Source organism: Microbacterium sp. E-13, assembly GCF_049912955.1.
Taxonomy (GTDB): domain Bacteria; phylum Actinomycetota; class Actinomycetes; order Actinomycetales; family Microbacteriaceae; genus Microbacterium.
Genome location: NZ_CP183973.1, coordinates 3440893 through 3458050, shown reverse-complemented (window position 1 = coordinate 3458050; position 17158 = coordinate 3440893). Strand labels below are relative to the sequence as shown.

The 17158-nt window shown below is 64.6% G+C and carries 15 protein-coding genes; 6 read left to right on the top strand and 9 right to left on the bottom strand.

The features are described 5' to 3' along the window. The first annotated feature begins 258 nt into the window (after window positions 1-258). Both ACN9MP_RS16110 and ACN9MP_RS16105 read left to right on the top strand, forming a co-directional pair. A complete protein-coding gene (locus ACN9MP_RS16110) occupies window positions 259-2403 on the top strand; it encodes an acetate--CoA ligase family protein (RefSeq protein WP_426321831.1) in 2145 nt (714 codons plus the stop codon). A 109-nt stretch (window positions 2404-2512) separates the two neighbouring features. Further along, the gene (locus ACN9MP_RS16105) at window positions 2513-3484 is read left to right on the top strand and encodes an IS481 family transposase (RefSeq protein ID WP_426326081.1); all 972 of its coding nucleotides are present in this window, start codon (window positions 2513-2515) and stop codon (window positions 3482-3484) included. Here the strand turns inward: ACN9MP_RS16105 and ACN9MP_RS16100 are convergent. Next, a complete protein-coding gene (locus tag ACN9MP_RS16100) occupies window positions 3462-4199 on the bottom strand; it encodes an SDR family NAD(P)-dependent oxidoreductase (RefSeq protein WP_426321829.1) in 738 nt (245 codons plus the stop codon). The two genes, ACN9MP_RS16105 and ACN9MP_RS16100, sit on opposite strands and share 23 nt — an antisense overlap. Window positions 4200-4471: 272 nt before the next feature. Between ACN9MP_RS16100 and ACN9MP_RS16095 the strand changes: the two genes are divergently transcribed. From ACN9MP_RS16095 to ACN9MP_RS16080, 4 genes are all read left to right on the top strand, one after another. Further along, on the top strand, window positions 4472-5962 hold the full coding sequence (locus ACN9MP_RS16095) for an ABC transporter substrate-binding protein (RefSeq protein ID WP_426321827.1): 1491 nt from the start codon (window positions 4472-4474) through the stop codon (window positions 5960-5962). A gap of 38 nt (window positions 5963-6000) precedes the next feature. Next, entirely contained in the window at window positions 6001-7686 is a 1686-nt protein-coding gene (locus tag ACN9MP_RS16090; RefSeq protein WP_426321826.1) for an amidohydrolase, read from the top strand. Window positions 7687-7773: 87 nt separating this feature from the next. Next, entirely contained in the window at window positions 7774-8238 is a 465-nt protein-coding gene (locus ACN9MP_RS16085) for a DUF3237 domain-containing protein (RefSeq protein ID WP_426321824.1), read from the top strand. A 121-nt stretch (window positions 8239-8359) separates the two neighbouring features. Then, window positions 8360-8950 (top strand): TetR/AcrR family transcriptional regulator, encoded by a 591-nt coding sequence (locus ACN9MP_RS16080; protein WP_426321822.1) that lies wholly within the window; start codon window positions 8360-8362, stop codon window positions 8948-8950. A gap of 18 nt (window positions 8951-8968) precedes the next feature. On the opposite strand, the gene ACN9MP_RS16075 is transcribed toward ACN9MP_RS16080, so the two are convergent. From ACN9MP_RS16075 to ACN9MP_RS16040, 8 genes are all read right to left on the bottom strand, one after another. After that, a complete protein-coding gene (locus ACN9MP_RS16075; RefSeq protein WP_426321820.1) occupies window positions 8969-9772 on the bottom strand; it encodes an ATP-binding cassette domain-containing protein in 804 nt (267 codons plus the stop codon). After that, window positions 9769-10782 (bottom strand): ABC transporter ATP-binding protein, encoded by a 1014-nt coding sequence (locus ACN9MP_RS16070; RefSeq protein ID WP_426321818.1) that lies wholly within the window; start codon window positions 10780-10782, stop codon window positions 9769-9771. Before ACN9MP_RS16070 ends, ACN9MP_RS16075 begins: the two co-directional genes overlap by 4 nt. Beyond that, complete coding sequence (locus ACN9MP_RS16065) at window positions 10779-11558, bottom strand: ABC transporter permease (protein ID WP_426321816.1); 780 nt, start codon at window positions 11556-11558, stop codon at window positions 10779-10781. Before ACN9MP_RS16065 ends, ACN9MP_RS16070 begins: the two co-directional genes overlap by 4 nt. A gap of 83 nt (window positions 11559-11641) precedes the next feature. Continuing rightward, complete coding sequence (locus ACN9MP_RS16060; RefSeq protein WP_426321814.1) at window positions 11642-12649, bottom strand: ABC transporter permease; 1008 nt, start codon at window positions 12647-12649, stop codon at window positions 11642-11644. Further along, window positions 12646-14058 carry an amidase gene (locus ACN9MP_RS16055; protein ID WP_426321811.1) on the bottom strand — a complete coding sequence of 471 codons (1413 nt, stop codon included), beginning with the start codon at window positions 14056-14058 and terminating at the stop codon, window positions 12646-12648. Before ACN9MP_RS16055 ends, ACN9MP_RS16060 begins: the two co-directional genes overlap by 4 nt. Further along, window positions 14048-14530 carry a hypothetical protein gene (locus tag ACN9MP_RS16050; RefSeq protein WP_363427856.1) on the bottom strand — a complete coding sequence of 161 codons (483 nt, stop codon included), beginning with the start codon at window positions 14528-14530 and terminating at the stop codon, window positions 14048-14050. The genes ACN9MP_RS16055 and ACN9MP_RS16050 overlap by 11 nt, the downstream gene beginning before the upstream one ends. A 99-nt stretch (window positions 14531-14629) precedes the next feature. After that, window positions 14630-16147 carry an ABC transporter substrate-binding protein gene (locus tag ACN9MP_RS16045; RefSeq protein WP_426321808.1) on the bottom strand — a complete coding sequence of 506 codons (1518 nt, stop codon included), beginning with the start codon at window positions 16145-16147 and terminating at the stop codon, window positions 14630-14632. 337 nt (window positions 16148-16484) lie between these two features. Further along, window positions 16485-17144, bottom strand: coding sequence for a helix-turn-helix domain-containing protein (locus ACN9MP_RS16040; protein ID WP_426321806.1), 660 nt, complete (start codon window positions 17142-17144; stop codon window positions 16485-16487). Window positions 17145-17158 lie beyond the last annotated feature (14 nt).

Genomic DNA, 17158 nt, shown 5'->3' with positions numbered 1-17158 from the left:
GAGGACCGCGATCGGCCCGGAGTGTGCATGCTCCTTGATGCTCTCCTCCTCGAATAGTTCCCCGAATGTGTAAGGGCATGACAGTTCGACCTTTGTATCGACAGCGTCTATGTCACGCATCGACCGCAGAGTTTTAGGCCCGTCGAACCCGAGTGGCCCTGATAGTGGGACTACGAAGTCACCTCGGTACTTTTTATAGCAAGTGATGTAAAAAAAGAGTAGTATTGAGAGTCCCTGTCCACTCTCGAAAGGTCTTCTGTGACCGAGCAGTTGCGTGCCCACCCGATTTCTCTTGCGGCAGTCATGAAGCCCGCCAGCGTGGCGATCATCGGTGCGTCTAGTTCGCGCTCGCACTCAACCGGCAACCAGGTCATCCGCAACCTCCGCGCTAGCGGCTACCCCGGTCGGATCGTCGTCATCAACCCGGCAGGGGGGTCCATCGAAGGGGTGGACGCGGTGGCAGCAGCTCGAAGCGCCGGTCCGGTGGACCTGGCCGTCGTCGCGGTGGGTCCGCGCGCGGTGGTTGCCGCGGTGCGTGAAGCGCGCGAGGCTGGAGCACGCGCGGCTCTCGTGATGAGCGTGGGAATGACTGCGGGTGACATGCTCGAACTCGCGACGTTCGCGCGCGACTCGGGCATGCCGGTGCACGGGCCGAATTGCATGGGCTTGATCAACGTCGCTGGCGACGTGATGCTGTGGGCCGATGAGGGAATCCTTGCAGGGCTTCCTGCCGGTCCGGTCGCCTTGATTTCGCAGTCTGGCTCAGGTGCCATTTTCGTTGCGCGCTCGATGACCGGCGTCGGGTTCTCGCATGTGGTGTCGACGGGCAGCGAGACGTGTACCACGACTGCTGACTACATCGATCACCTCGTCGACGATGAAGCGACAGGCGTCATCGGCCTCATCATCGAGTCGGTGGGCGCTCCTGAGCGCTTCGCGCGGGCCGTCGCAAGGGCTCGCGAGGCCGGTAAGCCGGTCGTGGCTTTGAAGGTGGGGCGAAGTCGAGCGGGCGCCCTCGCGACGGTCGCGCACACCGGCGCGATGATGTCAGAGGACGGCGTCGTCGCGGCTTACTTCGATCGCATCGGCGTTCCGCTTGTCAAGGACTACGACGCGCTCGCGGCCTCTTTGGAGTTGCTTGCGCATCATCGAGACAAGTCCTTTGGAAGCGCGCGACTTGCGGCGATCACGATTTCCGGCGGCCAAGCCGCCCTCACGGCCGACTTGGCGGACTCCGCAGGGGTGACTCTGGCTCCACTGAGTGCTGAAACACGAGTGAGACTGCAGGAAGCACTCCCGGGCGCGGGGGTCAACAACCCCCTCGACGCTGGCGGCAGCGAGAGCGTTGAGGATGGGTGGTACGGCCGCTGCCTCGATCTGCTCGCTGAAGACCCCACGGTCGATGTTCTGCTCGTTGTCACCGATTCGCAGGCGAGCTTGAACGATGTCGAGATCAGCTATGAGGACGACATCGTGGCGGACGCACGCGCTGCAGCTCTGCGGCACGCCAAGCCGTTCGTCTTGGCTTCGAGCTCGTCCCTCTCAATCCATCCGAGCCGCATCGTATCGACTGACGATCCGTTTCCTCACATCCGCGGGATCGGCAACGCCCTCACCGCGATTGTCAGCGCCGCTGCGGCCCTTTCGCCGGCACCACACGAAGCGTCGCGGCCACCGGGTCTCCCGCAAGGCGGGGAACTCGAGGAACTCCGAGCTCTCGTGCGGGCTTCCGGCGGCAGAATCGCCAACGACGTCGGCGAGGATCTGTTGCTCGCCTACGGCATCGAAACCGCGCAGTCGCTGAGGACGAGTTCCATCGAAGAGGCCGTCGACTGGGCGGACTCGGTTGGGTACCCCGTTGTCTTGAAGATTGACTCGCCGGACATCCATCACCGTACTGATGTCGGGGGAGTAGTCGTCGGGATCGCAAGCGCCGCAGCGCTCCGAACTGAGTGGGCTGAAATGTTCGAGCGACTCCGGAAGTCAACGCCGGACGCAGCGCTGATCGGGGCCGAGATCCAGCGCCAATTGCCGGCTGGCATCGAGGCTATCGTCGGCGCCGTCAGGGATCCGGGCTTAGGTGCAACGGTCGGCGTGGGGCTCGGCGGCGTGCTTGTTGAGCTTCTCCGGGACGCGGAGTCGGTGTTCGCACCCGCCTCGCCGGGCGCCGTAAAGGAAGCCCTCGGCAGGACCCGGCTCGGTCGTTTGCTCGATGGGTACCGCGGAATCAACCCGATCGTGGACGATGGCCCGTTGATCGACACCGTAGCGCGAGTGTCCTGGCTCATGGAGGACTTCCGCGGATTGATCGCCGAGTTCGAGGCCAATCCGGTCCTCATCGATCCGGAGAGTGGGCGAGCGTTTGCTGTGGACGTGCTGGTCGTGCCTACATCGCGCGCTTGAGCGGGCCGTGGCCTAGGTTTACCCGGCGGGACGTTGGTGACGTTCTTGTGAGGTGAGGAGACCTCCTGGCTTAGTCGAGCTGTCTAGTTCTTCACTGCCAGGAGGTCTCGTGTCTCACGCTAATGCCCGGCTGAATGTCCGGGGCAGGGTTCTGCTCGTCGAGCGGGTGCTGGTGCAGCATCGTCCGGTCGCGCATGTTGCCAAAGAGCTCGGGGTGTCGCATCAATGCGCGCATCGCTGGGTCAACACGTTTCGGGCTGAGGGGGTCGCAGGCCTCGGTGACCGATCCTCGCGTCCGCATTCTCTGCCGCGACGAACACCACTCGAGGTAGAGCTGCGGGTGGTCGCGGTGCGCCGTCAGCTGCGGCAAGGCCCGGACCGCCTCGCCGTGGTGGTGGGTGTTCCCGCGCGCACCATCACCGCGATCTTGCGTCGACATCGCGTGCCAGGGTTGGTCGAGTGCGATCCGCTCACCGGGGTCGTCATCCGCGCGTCGAAGACCACCACCGTCCGATACGAACGAGCCCGGCCGGGCGAGCTGGTGCACATGGACGTGAAGAAGCTGGGCCGCATCCCCGATGGCGGCGGGTGGCGTGCGCACGGCAGATCGGCCGGCGACACCGCCGCCCACAAGAAAGCGCGGATCGGATTCGACTACATCCACTCGCTCGTCGACGATCACTCCCGCCTCGCGTACTCCGAGATCCACCCCGACGAGAAGGGCGCCACCTGCGCCGCGTTCCTCGCACGGGCTGCCGCCTACTTCCGCGACCACGGCATCACGCGCATCGAACGGGTCATGACCGACAACCATTTCAGCTACCGGCTCTCCAACGACGTCCACGACGTGCTCACCGCGCTCGGCGCCAAACACGTCCTCATCCGCCCCCACTGTCCGTGGCAAAACGGCAAGGTGGAACGACTCAACCGCACCCTGCAAACCGAATGGGCCTACCGACAGGTCTTCACCTCGAACGACCAACGCACCGCCGCGCTTGCACCCTGGATCGAGCACTACAACACTCAGCGATACCACTCAGCCATCGGCGGCACCCCACTCAGCCGAGTGTCACCAACCTGACTGCCGGGTACACCTCGTAGCCGGTGGCTGCTTCGTCAAGCTCCACGACCGACACCCCGCTCTCCGCCGCTGGCTGCTCCCACAACTGGACGAAAGCATTGGCGAGGACGAGCTCGAGCCCCTTGAGCGCGCGCACGCGGAAGATCGCAGCCGATGAGGTCGGCTCGCGTCCAGCCGCGCGGGCGTCGCTGGCATAGCCACGACCGATGGCGCGTACCCACGCTTCGCTCGCGGCCTTCACCGCCGCGTAGTTCGCCCCGCCCGCAGAGGGCCTCACGACGGCGGTCGATGAAATGATCGCCGTCCGGCCCGCTGAGGAGGCGCTGAGGTCGGGATCAAAGGCTCTGCTCATGTGACGCAGTGCGGTCAGCGATCGCTCGAGGAAGCGGAAGTCGCTTTCGGACTGGCCGGCGAGCCCACCTCCTCCGCGCCACCCGCCCACGAGATGCAGCAGTCCGTCGATGGGCCCGAATTGCTTCCGTAGGGTGTCCGCGAGCGCGTATACGTCCTCTTCCTCAGTCAGGTCCGCCTGCGCCGTCGCTATTAGCGGACCGAGGGACTCGGCCCGAACTAGCTTCACGGCGTCGCGTCCCGTTACGACGACACGAGCCCCCGCATCCGCGAGCGCGCTCGCGGTCGCGAATCCGGCGGTGCTCGTACCGCCCGCCAGTACGACTGTTCGACCAAGGACTCCGTGGCTGCCGCTAGAGATCACGAGCTCAGCGTAGGGCGGCTGTTGCTTTTTGCATAGCAAGTGTTCTATAAAAGGGACCAGCCCACACTTCGAAAGAGAGCGGCACAATGACGCGAGCGACGATAGCGGATACCCCGCGCCGACACAGCCCCGCTTCTCGCGCAACAGCGGCGTTGTTGCTGAGCGGGACACTTGTCCTTATCGCGGCCGCCTGCGCGCCCGGAGCATCCCCTACCACAACCGAGGTGCCGGAACTGAGCCGAATGCCCGCGGGGGAGCACTCAGTCTCACAAGTGGTCTGGAATCTGCCCGAGGGCGAGCCGCCTACCTTGGATCCCAGGGACGCGGCGACGTACTCGGGCGCGACGGTGGTCTCGAACCTCTGTGATCCACTCCTCGCAATCGACGAGAATTACAACCTGCGTCCCAATCTCGTCAGTTTCATCGCGCCGGACCCGCTCACCCTCATCTACACGCTCGAACCGGACGCGACGTTCTGGAACGGCGACCCCGTCACGGTTGACGACATCGTTTTCAGCCTGACTCGAGCCGCCGACCCCGCCTCGATCACATCGTTCCTCTTCGCGAACGTGGCAGGTATCGAGGCACCGTCAGAGCGCGAGGTGAAGATCACGTTCTCCCAGCCTGACGTCATGTTCAACACCGAGATGGCGACATTCGCGGGCGCGGTCGTGGAACGTGAATTCGCCGAAGCCGCGGGATCGGCGTTTGGAACGCCTGCGGGTGGACTCATGTGCAGCGGCCCGTATTCACTCGCCTCCTGGAAACCTGGCGACAGCATCATCCTGGAAAGAAGCCCCGCCTACTGGAACCAAGAGGTTCAGTCGCTGGTCGAGGAAGCGAAGTTCACCTTCGTCACCGACAGTACGGCGTCGACGCAAGCTCTCGCCACCGGCGAGATCGACGGTTCGTACCAGATCGATCCGTCCGCGATCCCCGTTCTCAGTGGCGCCACCGAAGGCAGCCTCGTCTTCGGCCCTTCGATGGAAAGTCTGCAACTATACGTCGCACGCCCCGATGGGCCCCTCGCCGACCTTGACCTGCGACGCGCGCTGCAACAGAGCATCGATCGCGCGTCGCTCGCAGCGACTGTCTACAACGGTGCCGCGGAGCCGCTGTACACCGCGCTGACGCCGCGCACCTGGCCCAACGCGCAGCGCGAGACCTACTCCGCCGCGTACGCTGAATGGGCGGAGCAACGCCAGTACGATCCTGCCAGCGCTCAGACGCTCGTTGACGGGTCGTCCTACGGGGGCGATCCACTTGTACTGGGCATTCCAGCAGGGCAGGCAACGATCTCACGCGTCGCGCAATTGCTCCAGCAGCAGTCGAAGGCGGTTGGCATCACCGTCGATATCAAGGAGATTCAGGCGCTCGACTACGCCACCGCGGCATACGACGAACCGACGCGGACACGGCTCGGGTTGGATCTGATGATCGGGACGTCCTTCAACGCCGCGGCTGAGCCGCTCGAGCCGCTCGGGTTCACGTTGTCCGAGGGTGCGCCGTACAACTACACCAATTTCAGCGATGCTTCGGTGTCGGCGCTTCTCGAGGAGGCGCGCGGAACGCTGGATGCAGACCGTCGGGCAGCGCTCATCGTCGAAGCTCAGGACATCGCTGAGGACTCCTCCGCCACTATTCCGCTCTTGAGTCTTTCCACCACGACGTTCGTGAACTCCCGTCTCGGGGGAGCGATCACGTCATTCGCCTACATGTCGATGCCGGCGATCGCGTATCTCGGGGGAACGACAGCGGAATGATCACCGTTACCGCATCGAATCCTTCGCAGCCTCGCCCCGTGTTGAACCACGTTCTCACCAACGGCATTATTCGAACCTCCGATGCGGCTGTGCCCCTCGGCGACACCGTCATCGTCCGCGACGGCAGCGTCGACTGGGTGGGAGAGCGCGCCGATGCTCCCGGCTGGGAGGAGCTTGCGGTCGTCGACCTGGGCGGGAAGACGATCATTCCTGGAATCATCGACGCGCACTCGCACCCGGCGCTGGTAGCCATGAGCCGATGGCACATCGCGCTCCCGCGCACGGATGATCTGGACGAGCTCCTTGCGTTCATCCGTGACTTCGGTCAGCTCCATCCGAAGGAGGAGTGGCCGTACCTGTACTTCGAGTACTACTCACCCGCCATTTTCGGTGAAGTGGCTCCCACCAAGGAGCTGCTCGACCAGGCGATCTGGGATCGTCCGGTGCTGTGTCAAGACGCCGGGGACCATGCGAGCTGGGTGAACAGCCAGATGCTCGAGATGCTCGGAATCGACAGGTTCGCGCCCGATCCGGAGGCGGCCGGACTTGAACGCTTCGTCCGCAGCGGGTCGGGGGAGCCGACAGGATTGGTCCTCGAAAACGCTCACATTCCCCTTCTGCCGAGAATGTACGAGGCGCTCGGGTGGTCGCCGCCCGAGGAGCCTACGGCCGAAACCATCCTCCCCGTGCTGGAGTTCCTCTCGAGCAAGGGAGTCGTCGCAGTCTTCGACGCGCTGATCGAGAGCCCGGAAGTCATCGACGCCGTGGTGGAGATCGACCGGCGTGGCGATCTCCCGATGCACTACGAGGGAGCTGTCCGATTCCGATCGCTTGCCGACCTCCCGGAGGCACTGGATTCGGTACGCCAGCTCGATGCGAGGCGGGTATCAGAGCGGACCCGGATTCGGACCGTGAAGCTGTTCCTGGACGGCACGAACGAGTTGGGAAGCAGCGCGGTCCTCGAGCCACTGCTCAGCGACGACAATTCGGGGCGGTTCGGCGCGATCCAGATGGAGCGCGACGAACTCATCGATTGCCTTGAGCTGTGCAATCGAGCTGGCGTGGACATGCACATCCACATGGTGGGGGACAGAGCCTTCCGGACAGCCTGCGATGCGGTCGAACAGGCGCTGCGATCCCCAGAGCGCACTGACCATCCATGGAACATCCAGGTCACATTCGCCCATTGCGAGCTGATCGATCCGTCAGACATGACTCGCCCCGCAGAGCTCGGGATCATCATCAACTGGACCAATCACTGGTCGGGCGGGTACTTCGGCGACGAAGGGATTCACCATCTCGGTGAAGCGCGTTGGAGCCGCATGTACGACTTCACTGTTGTCGCGGACGCCGGGGCGGTGCTGACGTTCTCGAGCGACGTGGTGTCCAGTGCCGAGCTTCATCGCGCGGACCCGTTCTTCGGGATGCAGGTCGCGGCCACCCGCGTGGATCCCGAGACGCCGCTGGACTCCTCGCGGTGGCCAGAGGCGGTACGCCCTCGAGCGGGTTCCGTCCTCCACATCGAGAGACTCCTCCGGGGCTACACAGCACACGCCGCAGTCCAGCTTCGGATCACGGATGAGTTCGGCACGATTTCGCCCGGGAGTCCAGCGCATCTGGTCGTCCTCGACCGTGACCCGTTCTCGACACCTCCGTCCGAACTCGCTCAGATCGCGCCGACGGCAGTGGTCTTCGAGGGACGGGTCGTCTCCGGTTCCCTATGACCCTCACGATCGCCGCGTGGACACAGAGGTGGTTCGTCGCGCGTCGGCCTCGTCACTTTCCCCCTACACACCACTCAAGGAGTCCCCGTGACCGATGCTCCCACCCCCGCTCTGGAGTTCGTCTTCGAACTGTTCATCGATGTCGAGGAAGGCTGGCACATCGGGCGTGGCCCTGATGAGAAGCTGTGGTTCACACCGGTGACCGGTGGCCGGATCTCCGGCCCTCGGCTCTCAGGCTCCGTGCTGCCCGGCGGTGGCGATTGGTCGACCAAGCGCCGGGACACCACCCAGGTGGAGGCGCGCTACCTTATCCGCGCGGATGACGGCTCGATCATCGACATCGTCAATCGCGGCTACTTCAGGGCGAAGCCGGATGTCGAGGCGCGGCTGGATGCGGGTGAGCCCGTCGCCGAGGACGAGTACTATTTCCGCACAGCTTTCACGTTCCGTACCGACGCGCCGGCACATCGATGGTTGGCGGAGAATCAGTTCGTAGGTTTCGCGCGTGACGAGGAGGGCCAGATCCGCATCCGTGTCTACCTGCTCCCCTGACGCTGACCTCGATCTCAACGCCTGGGCGGCGGAACGCCGCTAGCCTTGGGCCGCAGTGCGGCCATCGGCCGTTCATCGAACGTGGACCCTAGCCAGCCCGATTTCACATAGAGGACTCCCGATGCCCAAGATTGTGGATCACAAGGTGCGCAAGCACGAGATCAGTGTTGCCGCGATGCGCGTGCTTGCCCGCAGCGGTCCCGATGGCCTGACGCTGAGGGCTCTTGCCCGCGAGCTCAATGGTTCGATCACGCTGGTCACGCATTTCTACGCAGACCGTCAGACCCTCCTCGAGGGAATCATCGACGAGCTCTCGACGAACTACGACGAGGATCTCGCTTCGATTCCGGCCGGCAGCGACAAGATCGAAGATCTCCGCGCGTACCTGCTCTGGATGGTCCCCCAGACTCCTGAGGAGATCGACGTAGAACGATGCCGGGTCGCACTCGTTCACTCGGCCGACAATCCTGCTATTGCCAGGTTCTTCTCATCCATGGAGGCGAAGGCGCGCGCGGCATTCGAGGAGCGGCTCGAGGGGCTCGTGGCCCCACCCGAAGTTCCTGCGGCTGTCGACTTCCTCCGCGCCCTCGTCAACGGTGCGGTTCTGTCTGCGGTCGAACACCCCGAGATCTGGACTCCGCAAAGGCATCGCCGGGTCGTCGATTACGGCATGAGCGCGCTTGGTCTAGAGCGCGTGAGTGCGCGCGATTAGCTTGGCGCGGGGGCTTCATCAGGCGACCCGCCTGCGCTGCGGTGGGCGCCAGCCCCGGCCCGGAACAGACGCCACAAGCCGTTGCGTGTAGGGGTGTGAGGGGGAGGTGAGCACGGCCTCGACGTCGCCCTCCTCGACGATCTCACCGTGGCGCATGACGATCACGCGGTCGCAGACCTGTCGGACGACGGCGAGGTCGTGCGAGACGAAGAGATATGACACGTCGCTCTGCTGCCGCAGTTCGACAAGAAGATTCAGGATCTGCGCCTGGACGCTGACGTCGAGAGCGGAGACTGCTTCATCCAGGATGACGAGTTCCGGCCTCGGCGCGAGTGCACGGGCGATCGCGAAGCGTTGGCGTTGACCCCCCGACAGGGCGCGAGGGTAGGAATCCGCATGCCGTTCCTCGAGCCCGACCCGCTCCAACAACGCAGCCACGTACTCCGCGCGTGACAAGCCGGCCGGGGCGCCGTTCACCGCGATGACCTCCTTGAGGCAATTGCCCAGACGCTGACGCGGGTCCAGTGAGCCGAACGGATCCTGGAACACCATCTGCGCTCGTCTTGCCTGAGCGCGACGACTCGTCAGGCCTCGTGCTGGTCTCACCGGCGTGCCACGGAAAAGGATGTCGCCCGAGGTGGGCGTCTCCAGCCCCGCGATCATGCGGGCGGTCGTCGACTTCCCCGAGCCCGACTCGCCGACCACGCCGAGCGACTCGCCGGGGGAGATCATGAACGATATCGAGTCGACTGCCTTCACCGATCCTGAAGTCGTGTGGAAGCTCTTGGTCAGGCTCTGAACAGTCACGAGTGCGTCGGTCATATGCTCACTCCCTCGATCTCCAGCGAAAGCTCGTGCGAACGAATGCAGGCGCTGGCTTGTTGCGTTCCCGACTCGGTCAGCGGTGGATCTGTCGCGTGGCAGTCGGGGATGGTGAACCCGCATCGGTCTGCGAATGCGCAGCCACGTCCGGCGGTCGCCGCCGACGCCGGGACGCCAGGAATACTGAGCGGGAGTCTTCGCACCTTGGCGCTCGGGCGCGAAGCGAGAAGCGCGGCCGTATATGGATGGCGGGGATGCTCCGTCACGCGCTTCGACGGACCCTCCTCCACAATTCTCCCGGCGTACATCACCGCGATGCGATCCGTCGCGGCGGCCGCGAGGTCGAGGTCGTGAGTGATGAACACCAGACCGACGCCATGCGTCTTCGTCATGTCGGCGAAAATGCTCATGACCTCGGCTTGCACCGTGACGTCGAGAGCGGTGGTCGGCTCATCGGCAAGGATGAGTTCGGGTTCGGGCATGAGGGCTGCGACGATCATCACTCGCTGCAGCAGGCCGCCGGACAGCTGGCTCGGATACTGCGACATCCGACGTGCCGGGGACTGCACCCCCACCTCCTCCAGGAGTTCAAGCGCCCGCGCGGTCGCGGCGCGACGAGACATCGCCCGGGTCGCCACAACCGCCTCGACAAGAAAGTCGCCCACGGTCCAGAGCGGGTTGATGTGCGCCCGCGGATCCTGATAGATCATCGCTACCCGCCGTGCCCGGAAGTCGGCGAGCCGGCGACGGTCCATCTCGAAGATGCTCTGATTCCGGAAGTCCGCACGGCCCGAGGCGACCATGCCGGTCGGCAGTTGCCGCATGATGGCGCGCATCGTCATCGACTTCCCGGAGCCGGACTCGCCGACGATTCCGAGAGCCTCGCCGGGCTTCACGTCAATGCTGACACCCCGCAGAATCGGGGTGGTGTGTCCCTTGGCTCGCACGTCGACGCGCAGATCGCGCACCGACAACAGGGTCTCCGCCTCAAACGTCTTGGAGATCGTCATGCCGTCCCCCCGACCACGCGGGCGAGACGATCGCCGAGCAGGGTGAACGCGACCACGGAGATCACGATCATCGCGCCGGCGGCGAATGTCTGCTGCATGTTTCCCGACAGCAGCTCGGACCTCCCCGCAACGACCATCGCACCCCACTCTGCTGTGGGCGCCTGAATTCCGAGCCCGATGAATGAGAGCGCGCCGAACTCGAGCAGGGCGACACCGAAGCTGAACGTGGCCTGCGCCAGGATCAGTGCACTGAGCCCGCGCACGATGTGCACATTGATCCGAGCCGAGGAGACGCCTGAGAGCGTGAGCGCTTCGATGTAGGGTTTGCGTCGCTCTACCACGGCGGACGACCGGATGATGCGGGCAACGTAGGGGGCGCTCGCGATCGACATGGCGACCACGGGTGCCCAGAACCCTGTCCCGAGGATAGTCACAGCGATGAGGGCGACCAGGATGCCGGGCACGGCGATCATCACGTTGAGCGCGCCGCCCACCCCTGCGTCGACGGGCCCACCGAACCAGGCCGAGAGTAGCGCGATCGCGCAACCGATGACCATGCTGAAGACGACGATGAGCGCGGCGGCCGCGTAGCTGACGCGCGCACCCCATAGCAGACGGGAGAAGATATCGCGTCCGAGCGAGTCCGTTCCCAGGATGTGGGTGGGAGACGGGCCCTGATTCGCTGCCAGGATGTCGGTGGCGTCTGGCGGATAGGGGGCGAGCCAGGGACCCAGGATCGCTATGCCGAGAAGCGTTGCGCAGACGAGGATCAGCACCAGTAGGTAAGGATCCGAGACTCGAACCCACGATCTGGTGAGTGCCGGGGTCCTCGGAGTCGATGGAGTCGTCACAAGAGCATTCATTTCGTACGCCCTCCTCGCCGGGCGGCCGGATCGATCGCGACGTGGATCAGCTCGACGAGAGTCATCATCACGACGAAGATTGCGACGATCAGAACGCTGATCGCGGCCACCACCGGTACGTCTTTGCTTGAGACGCTCCTCACGAGTAGTGACCCGACTCCGTCGATCGTGAATGCGCTCTCGACCACGACGCTGCCGGCGACGAGCGCCGCCAGCGTCAAACCCGATGCTGTGACGATGGGGATTCCGGCGTTGCGAAGGATGTGCTTGCGAATGACCAGCGAACGCGGCAGGCCCCTTCCCTCGGCTGTGCGGACGTGTTCGTTGGCGCGCTGCTCACTGACCGCTGCCATCGAGATCTGCGCCATGTACGCGATCCATGCGATCGACAACGCTATGGCGGGCAGCGTGAGGTGCCAAATGCGGTCCGGACCCGGCGTACCCGCTCCATACGTCGGGAACAGGCGCAGGTTGACAGCGAACACGCCGAGCAGCGCCGTGGCGGCGACATAACTGGGAATCGAGATGAGGACGGCGACGAGAACCACAATTGCGGGCTTGATCCGGGTGCTGAGCCCCCCGACCAAGCCCAGCGCGATCCCGACGATAAGGATGAGGATCCCTGCATAGAGCACCAGCGAGACCGTCGTCTCGATACGAGGGAGCAGCACCGTGCCGACGGCATCCTTGTATGTGTAGGAAGTTCCGAGATCCCCCGTCAGGATGCCGCCGAGCCAATCCGCGTACCGCACGATCAGCGGATCATCCAAGCCGAGCTGTTCCCGGAGGTGGGCCCGCTGTTCGGCAGACGCCTTGCCCCCGAGTATCTGCGTCACCGGGTCTCCCGGGGTGAGGGTGAGCGCGGCGAACACGATGAACGAGGTGACCAGGATCGTTGTGACGGGTCCGATGACCCATCGCCACGCGTGTGACAGGATCCGCCGCTCACGATCGCGACCCGAGCTCGAGTCGGCAGCCTGCACCCGGCTTGTCACCGTGGTCACCGCAGAAACTCCGGAAGAATCTGTCGCCAGGGGGCGATCTGCTCCCAAGCCCGCGCGAGCCGCAGCAACTCGATGTCTTGATGCTGAGGAGCGTGCAGCTGCATGCCTATCGGCAGTCCCTCGCTGTTCGATCCGGCCGGTACGGTGATCGCAGGGATACCCGCGTGGGACGCCGACTCCGTCAGCCGGTGAAAGTCGATCGCCGGATAGCGGACTTCGGTCTCGTCGACGTGAGTCGCCCCACCCAGCGCTCCGGGGTGCACGAAAGGAGCGACGGGACTAGTGGGCGTGATCAGGAAGTCATGATCCCGGAAGACGTCGTTGTAGACGCGGGTGATCTCACCGCGCGTCACTGTGGACGCGTGCAGATAGCTCGCCAGCGTGACTCGGCCTGCCGCTTCGCGCACTTCTCGCATCGCCGGATGCGGCAAGGGCGCGTCTTCGGCGAGAAAGAAGGGGCCCCAGAAGTCGATGAAGTACTCGACCGGATCAGGGAGATCCAGTCGGACCTCCGACACAACGGCGCCAGCTTCGGCCAGGCGAGCGACTGCCGCTCCCACGACTGCGCGGACTTCGGCGGCCACGGGACCGTCGGAGGGAGTCATCGCCACGGCGATCCGTACGCCAGACAGGTCCGGTGAAGCCGCCAGGGTCGCGGCGACGAAGTCCTTCCGAGCGATCGGCGTCGAGTGCGGGGACCGGGGATCGAAGCCTGCGGTCACCTCGAGCATCAGTGCGATGCCAGCCACGGTGCGCGATAGAGGCCCGTCGGTCACGGCCGTATCCCAGGGCTGATCGCCCGGAATCCAGCGCATAGAAGGCTTGAGCCCGACGACGCCGCAGTAGGAAGCCGGAATCCGAATCGAGCCTCCACCGTCCGAGCCCCATGCGAGCGGTGCCATGCCTGCGGCGACCGCCGCTGCGGCGCCCCCGCTGGAACCGCCCGTCGTGAACCCAAGTCTCCAGGGGTTGTTGGTGATGCCGGTCAGCGCGCTCTCCGTCACGCCCAGCATCCCGAACTCGGGTGTGGTCGTCTTGCCGATGAGAATGGCACCCGCACCGCGCAGGCGGCCGACGGAGATGGAGTCTTCCGAAGGCACGTGGTCCGCGAACGCGGTGCTGCCGAATGTGGTGCGTACGCCGGCAGTGGGCGCGAGGTCTTTGACAGTGAGCGGGACGCCGAACAACGGCGGCAACTCGTGCGCGCCGATCTCCATCAGACGCTTGTCCGCCTGTTCGGCGGCGCTCATCGCCTCCTCGAAGAGGACTGTGACGAACGCGTTGACCTGTGACTCGTGGTTCGAAACCTGAGCCAGCGCAGCGGCGACGGCCTCACTGGGTTTGATCTCGCGCGTGCGTATCAGCGCCGCGATCTCGTGCCCGTCGAGCCAGGCAAGCTCATTCGTCACTTCCGGCCTCCACTTCGTCGACGCTCCAGAGCACCTTCCAGGTCGCGACCAACGCCGGCTTCGACACTCCTTCGACCTCCATCTGACAGTCGTATGTGACGAGAACCGCCGAACCACGGTCGTCCAGTCCGGTGATCTCTCCCTGGACCCTCACTCGATCGGCGGTCGTGACGGGATGGGTGAACCGAACGCGATCAAGACCATAGTTCCACCCTTCCCACCCGTCCGATTCGATGAAAGACACCTGGCCGACCAGGTAGTCGAGGAGCGCCAGAAGATGGAAACCCTCGACGAGTCCTTCCGGGTAGGCCGAGAGGTCGAACTTCGAATCCTCTTGAGCGAGGTAGGCGGCCTGCTCGAAGTGCTCGACAGCACCTTCGGACACCCCGACCCAGGGGCTGACGAATCTCTTGCCCACCAACTTCGCAACGTCGCGCCACTCAGCGCTCGCAGTCTGGATTGTCGTCACCACGGCCCATCTCTGTGTGTCAAATGCCAACCGGCCCTTCGGAGGCCGCCGAGGGGCGGCCTCCGAAAAACCGCAATCGATCTCGGAAGTAGCGCCCGCGGATCAGCGCCCGCCGACGAAGGCGAGCGAAGCAAGGTTGGTGTACACCCATGAGGTGATCACGCCCCCGATGCGGTCGTTCACGAAGTTGACCTGGTAAGGATTCACGATCCCGATCGTGCCTCCGTGTGCTTCGTAGACCGACTGAATCTCGAGCGTCCGCTCTACTCGCTCGGCGGGATCAGCTGTCGTGATCGCCTCCTCGAAGAGCGAGGAGAGCTCATCGTCCGCGAAGCCATCCCAGTTGTACAGACCATCCGGCAGGTAGTAGTAGCGGATCGATGTCAGCGGCTCCTGAATGACGTCTCCGCTCACTCCGAGAACCAAGTCGCTTCCCGCGCGGACCGTCGGGTCGTACATGGCCTGCGCGTACTCGAGGGGCTGCAAAGACTTGATCGACAGCTCGAGGCCGGCGGACTTGGCCTGTTCTTGAAGCAGCTGCGCGATCTTCGACGCCGTCTCATCGCCGCTCGCCACGATGACCTCCAGCTTCTCGCCCGTCGCACCCGCTTCTTCAACCAGCTCGCGTGCCTTCTCGGGGTCGTAGGAACGCTCGCCGGCTATCGTGTTGTACGCCTCGAGCGCCTGCTCACTCTGTGCGGCCGGCCACGAGTTGGGGCTGATGGCTGTTGCCCACGGCTGCGCGGCTCCGGAGAACACGACGCGCGCGATCGCATCGCGATCGATGAGGTGCTGCAAAGCCTCGCGAAGCTTCGGTTCGGTTGCGAGCACGCTCGACGGGTCGGCTACGCGAAGGCTCCACACCGAGGTGGTGTCGCCGAAGTACAGGGCGCCGACGTCGGTGTTCGTGAGAGCCGGCACCGCGGTGCTCGGAATCTCCCAGCCGCCGTCGACCTCCCCCGTCGCGAACGCCTGGGTCATCGCCGACGTATCCGTGATGAATGTCAGGCGAACGCTCTCGACAAGGGGAGCCCGCTCCGCGTCCCAGTAGTTCTCGTTCTTGGTGATCGTGATGTCTGTACCGGGGTTCCATCGGCCGAGCTCGAATGGGCCGGAGCACATCAGTCCGACGCCGGGAGTGCCGACGTTCTCGCCGGCTGCCTCGGTGAACGCCTGCTGCATGATGGCGCCGCCCACGCCCGCCATGGTGGGCAGGAATGCGGCATCCGGCGCGCTGAAGTCGACGGCCACCTCGGTCGGCGAAAGCGCCGTGATCGATGTGACGCCGGCGTAGGTGGGAGCGAGGTACGAAGCAGGAGAGGCGGCGAGATTCATACTGAAGACGATGTCCGCAGACGTGAGAGGTGTGCCGTCCCAGAAGGTCGGTTCGCCGCGAAGTGTGAAGACCGCACGTGTTGGCGTCTCCATCTCCACGGTGGCCAAGCCGGGAATGATCGCTCCCTCTTCATCAACGGAGAGGAGGGAATCGCAGAGGTTGGAGACAAGCGCCATCCCCGAGTAGGTGGGAACGTTGGGCGGGTTCAAGGTGGCGGGCTCCCCGGAACCCATGTTCCAGGTCACCGACTCCACCGGCTCCGAGCCGGTCGGAGACTGAGGCACCGTTTGGACGTCCTTGCTTGCCTCCGGAGCGGGGGTTCCAGCGCATGCGGTTGCGAGTAGCCCGATGCAGGCGAGGACCGTCGCCAGGACTCCCGCCCGTGTGGTTGCGTGTCGACTCTTCATGACTCTCCTTGGGGGAACTACGCGGGGCGGCGAGTTTGGTGCGGTGCTGATGAGGAGATTCGCCGCTCGGGTTCTCTACTTCGAGAACATCGGTCGCGTTGTCGGGTGTGATATTTGTCCGATTCGGGATCGGTGTGTTCATAGCTTGCGCCAGCGACGCCTTGATGTAAAGCCTGATGTATAAAATGCGATGTAAAATCTGTACTTCGTGATGTCAGATCGCCGCGTCAAGCTGCCGCGCGGCTTCCTCGAGGTGCTGCTCCGCAAGACGGGGATCGAGTTGGGCTACGGATATCACGGCGACGAAGGCATCAGTTCCGATGATGGGGATGCGCACGAGCCTCGCCGCAGTGAACCCGTGACCAGATCTGTCCGCGATTCCGAGCAGTGGACGATCCTCACGTGAGGTGGCCTCACCGGCGCGCTCACGGGCGCGGATCGCCCGCACGGCCGTTCCCACGCCGGACGATCCGTCGTGCACGTAGCCAGTTGGGATGGAGAGGTGGATGCCGGGCGTCGCCGGTTGCGCGCTGGCCACCGTTACGAGAATGCCGTCCGTGTCGGCGATCAGGACGGCTGTCGAGCCGGAGGCGTCCGCGAGGCGCTGAAGAGGAACTCGGACGATGCTCTCGAGGGGCTCTGCCACTGCTCGAGCCAGAGCCGTGATCCCGAAGCCGAGATAGTAGCGCTTCCGGGTGTCGCGACGGATGAACTGCTCGCGGAGGAATGGGCGCAGTAGCCGGTACAACGCGGTCCGTTGGGTATCGAGCCGCGCCGCGAGCTCGGAAGCGGTCAGACCCTCGGGCTCGGCGTACAAGTGCCAGAGAAGCGCCAATGCGCGCTCCAGCGTGCTCGACGAGTCGCTCTGTTGCATTCGACTCCCCTCTC

What these genes read in the sequence shown, in the direction of transcription:
- ACN9MP_RS16040 (WP_426321806.1), bottom strand. Translation starts at nt 17,144, where the DNA reads ATGCAACAGAGCGACTCGTCGAGCACGCTGGAGCGCGCATTGGCGCTT.
- ACN9MP_RS16075 (WP_426321820.1), bottom strand. Translation starts at nt 9,772, where the DNA reads ATGACCGACGCACTCGTGACTGTTCAGAGCCTGACCAAGAGCTTCCAC.
- ACN9MP_RS16070 (WP_426321818.1), bottom strand. Translation starts at nt 10,782, where the DNA reads ATGACGATCTCCAAGACGTTTGAGGCGGAGACCCTGTTGTCGGTGCGC.
- ACN9MP_RS16080 (WP_426321822.1), top strand. Translation starts at nt 8,360, where the DNA reads ATGCCCAAGATTGTGGATCACAAGGTGCGCAAGCACGAGATCAGTGTT.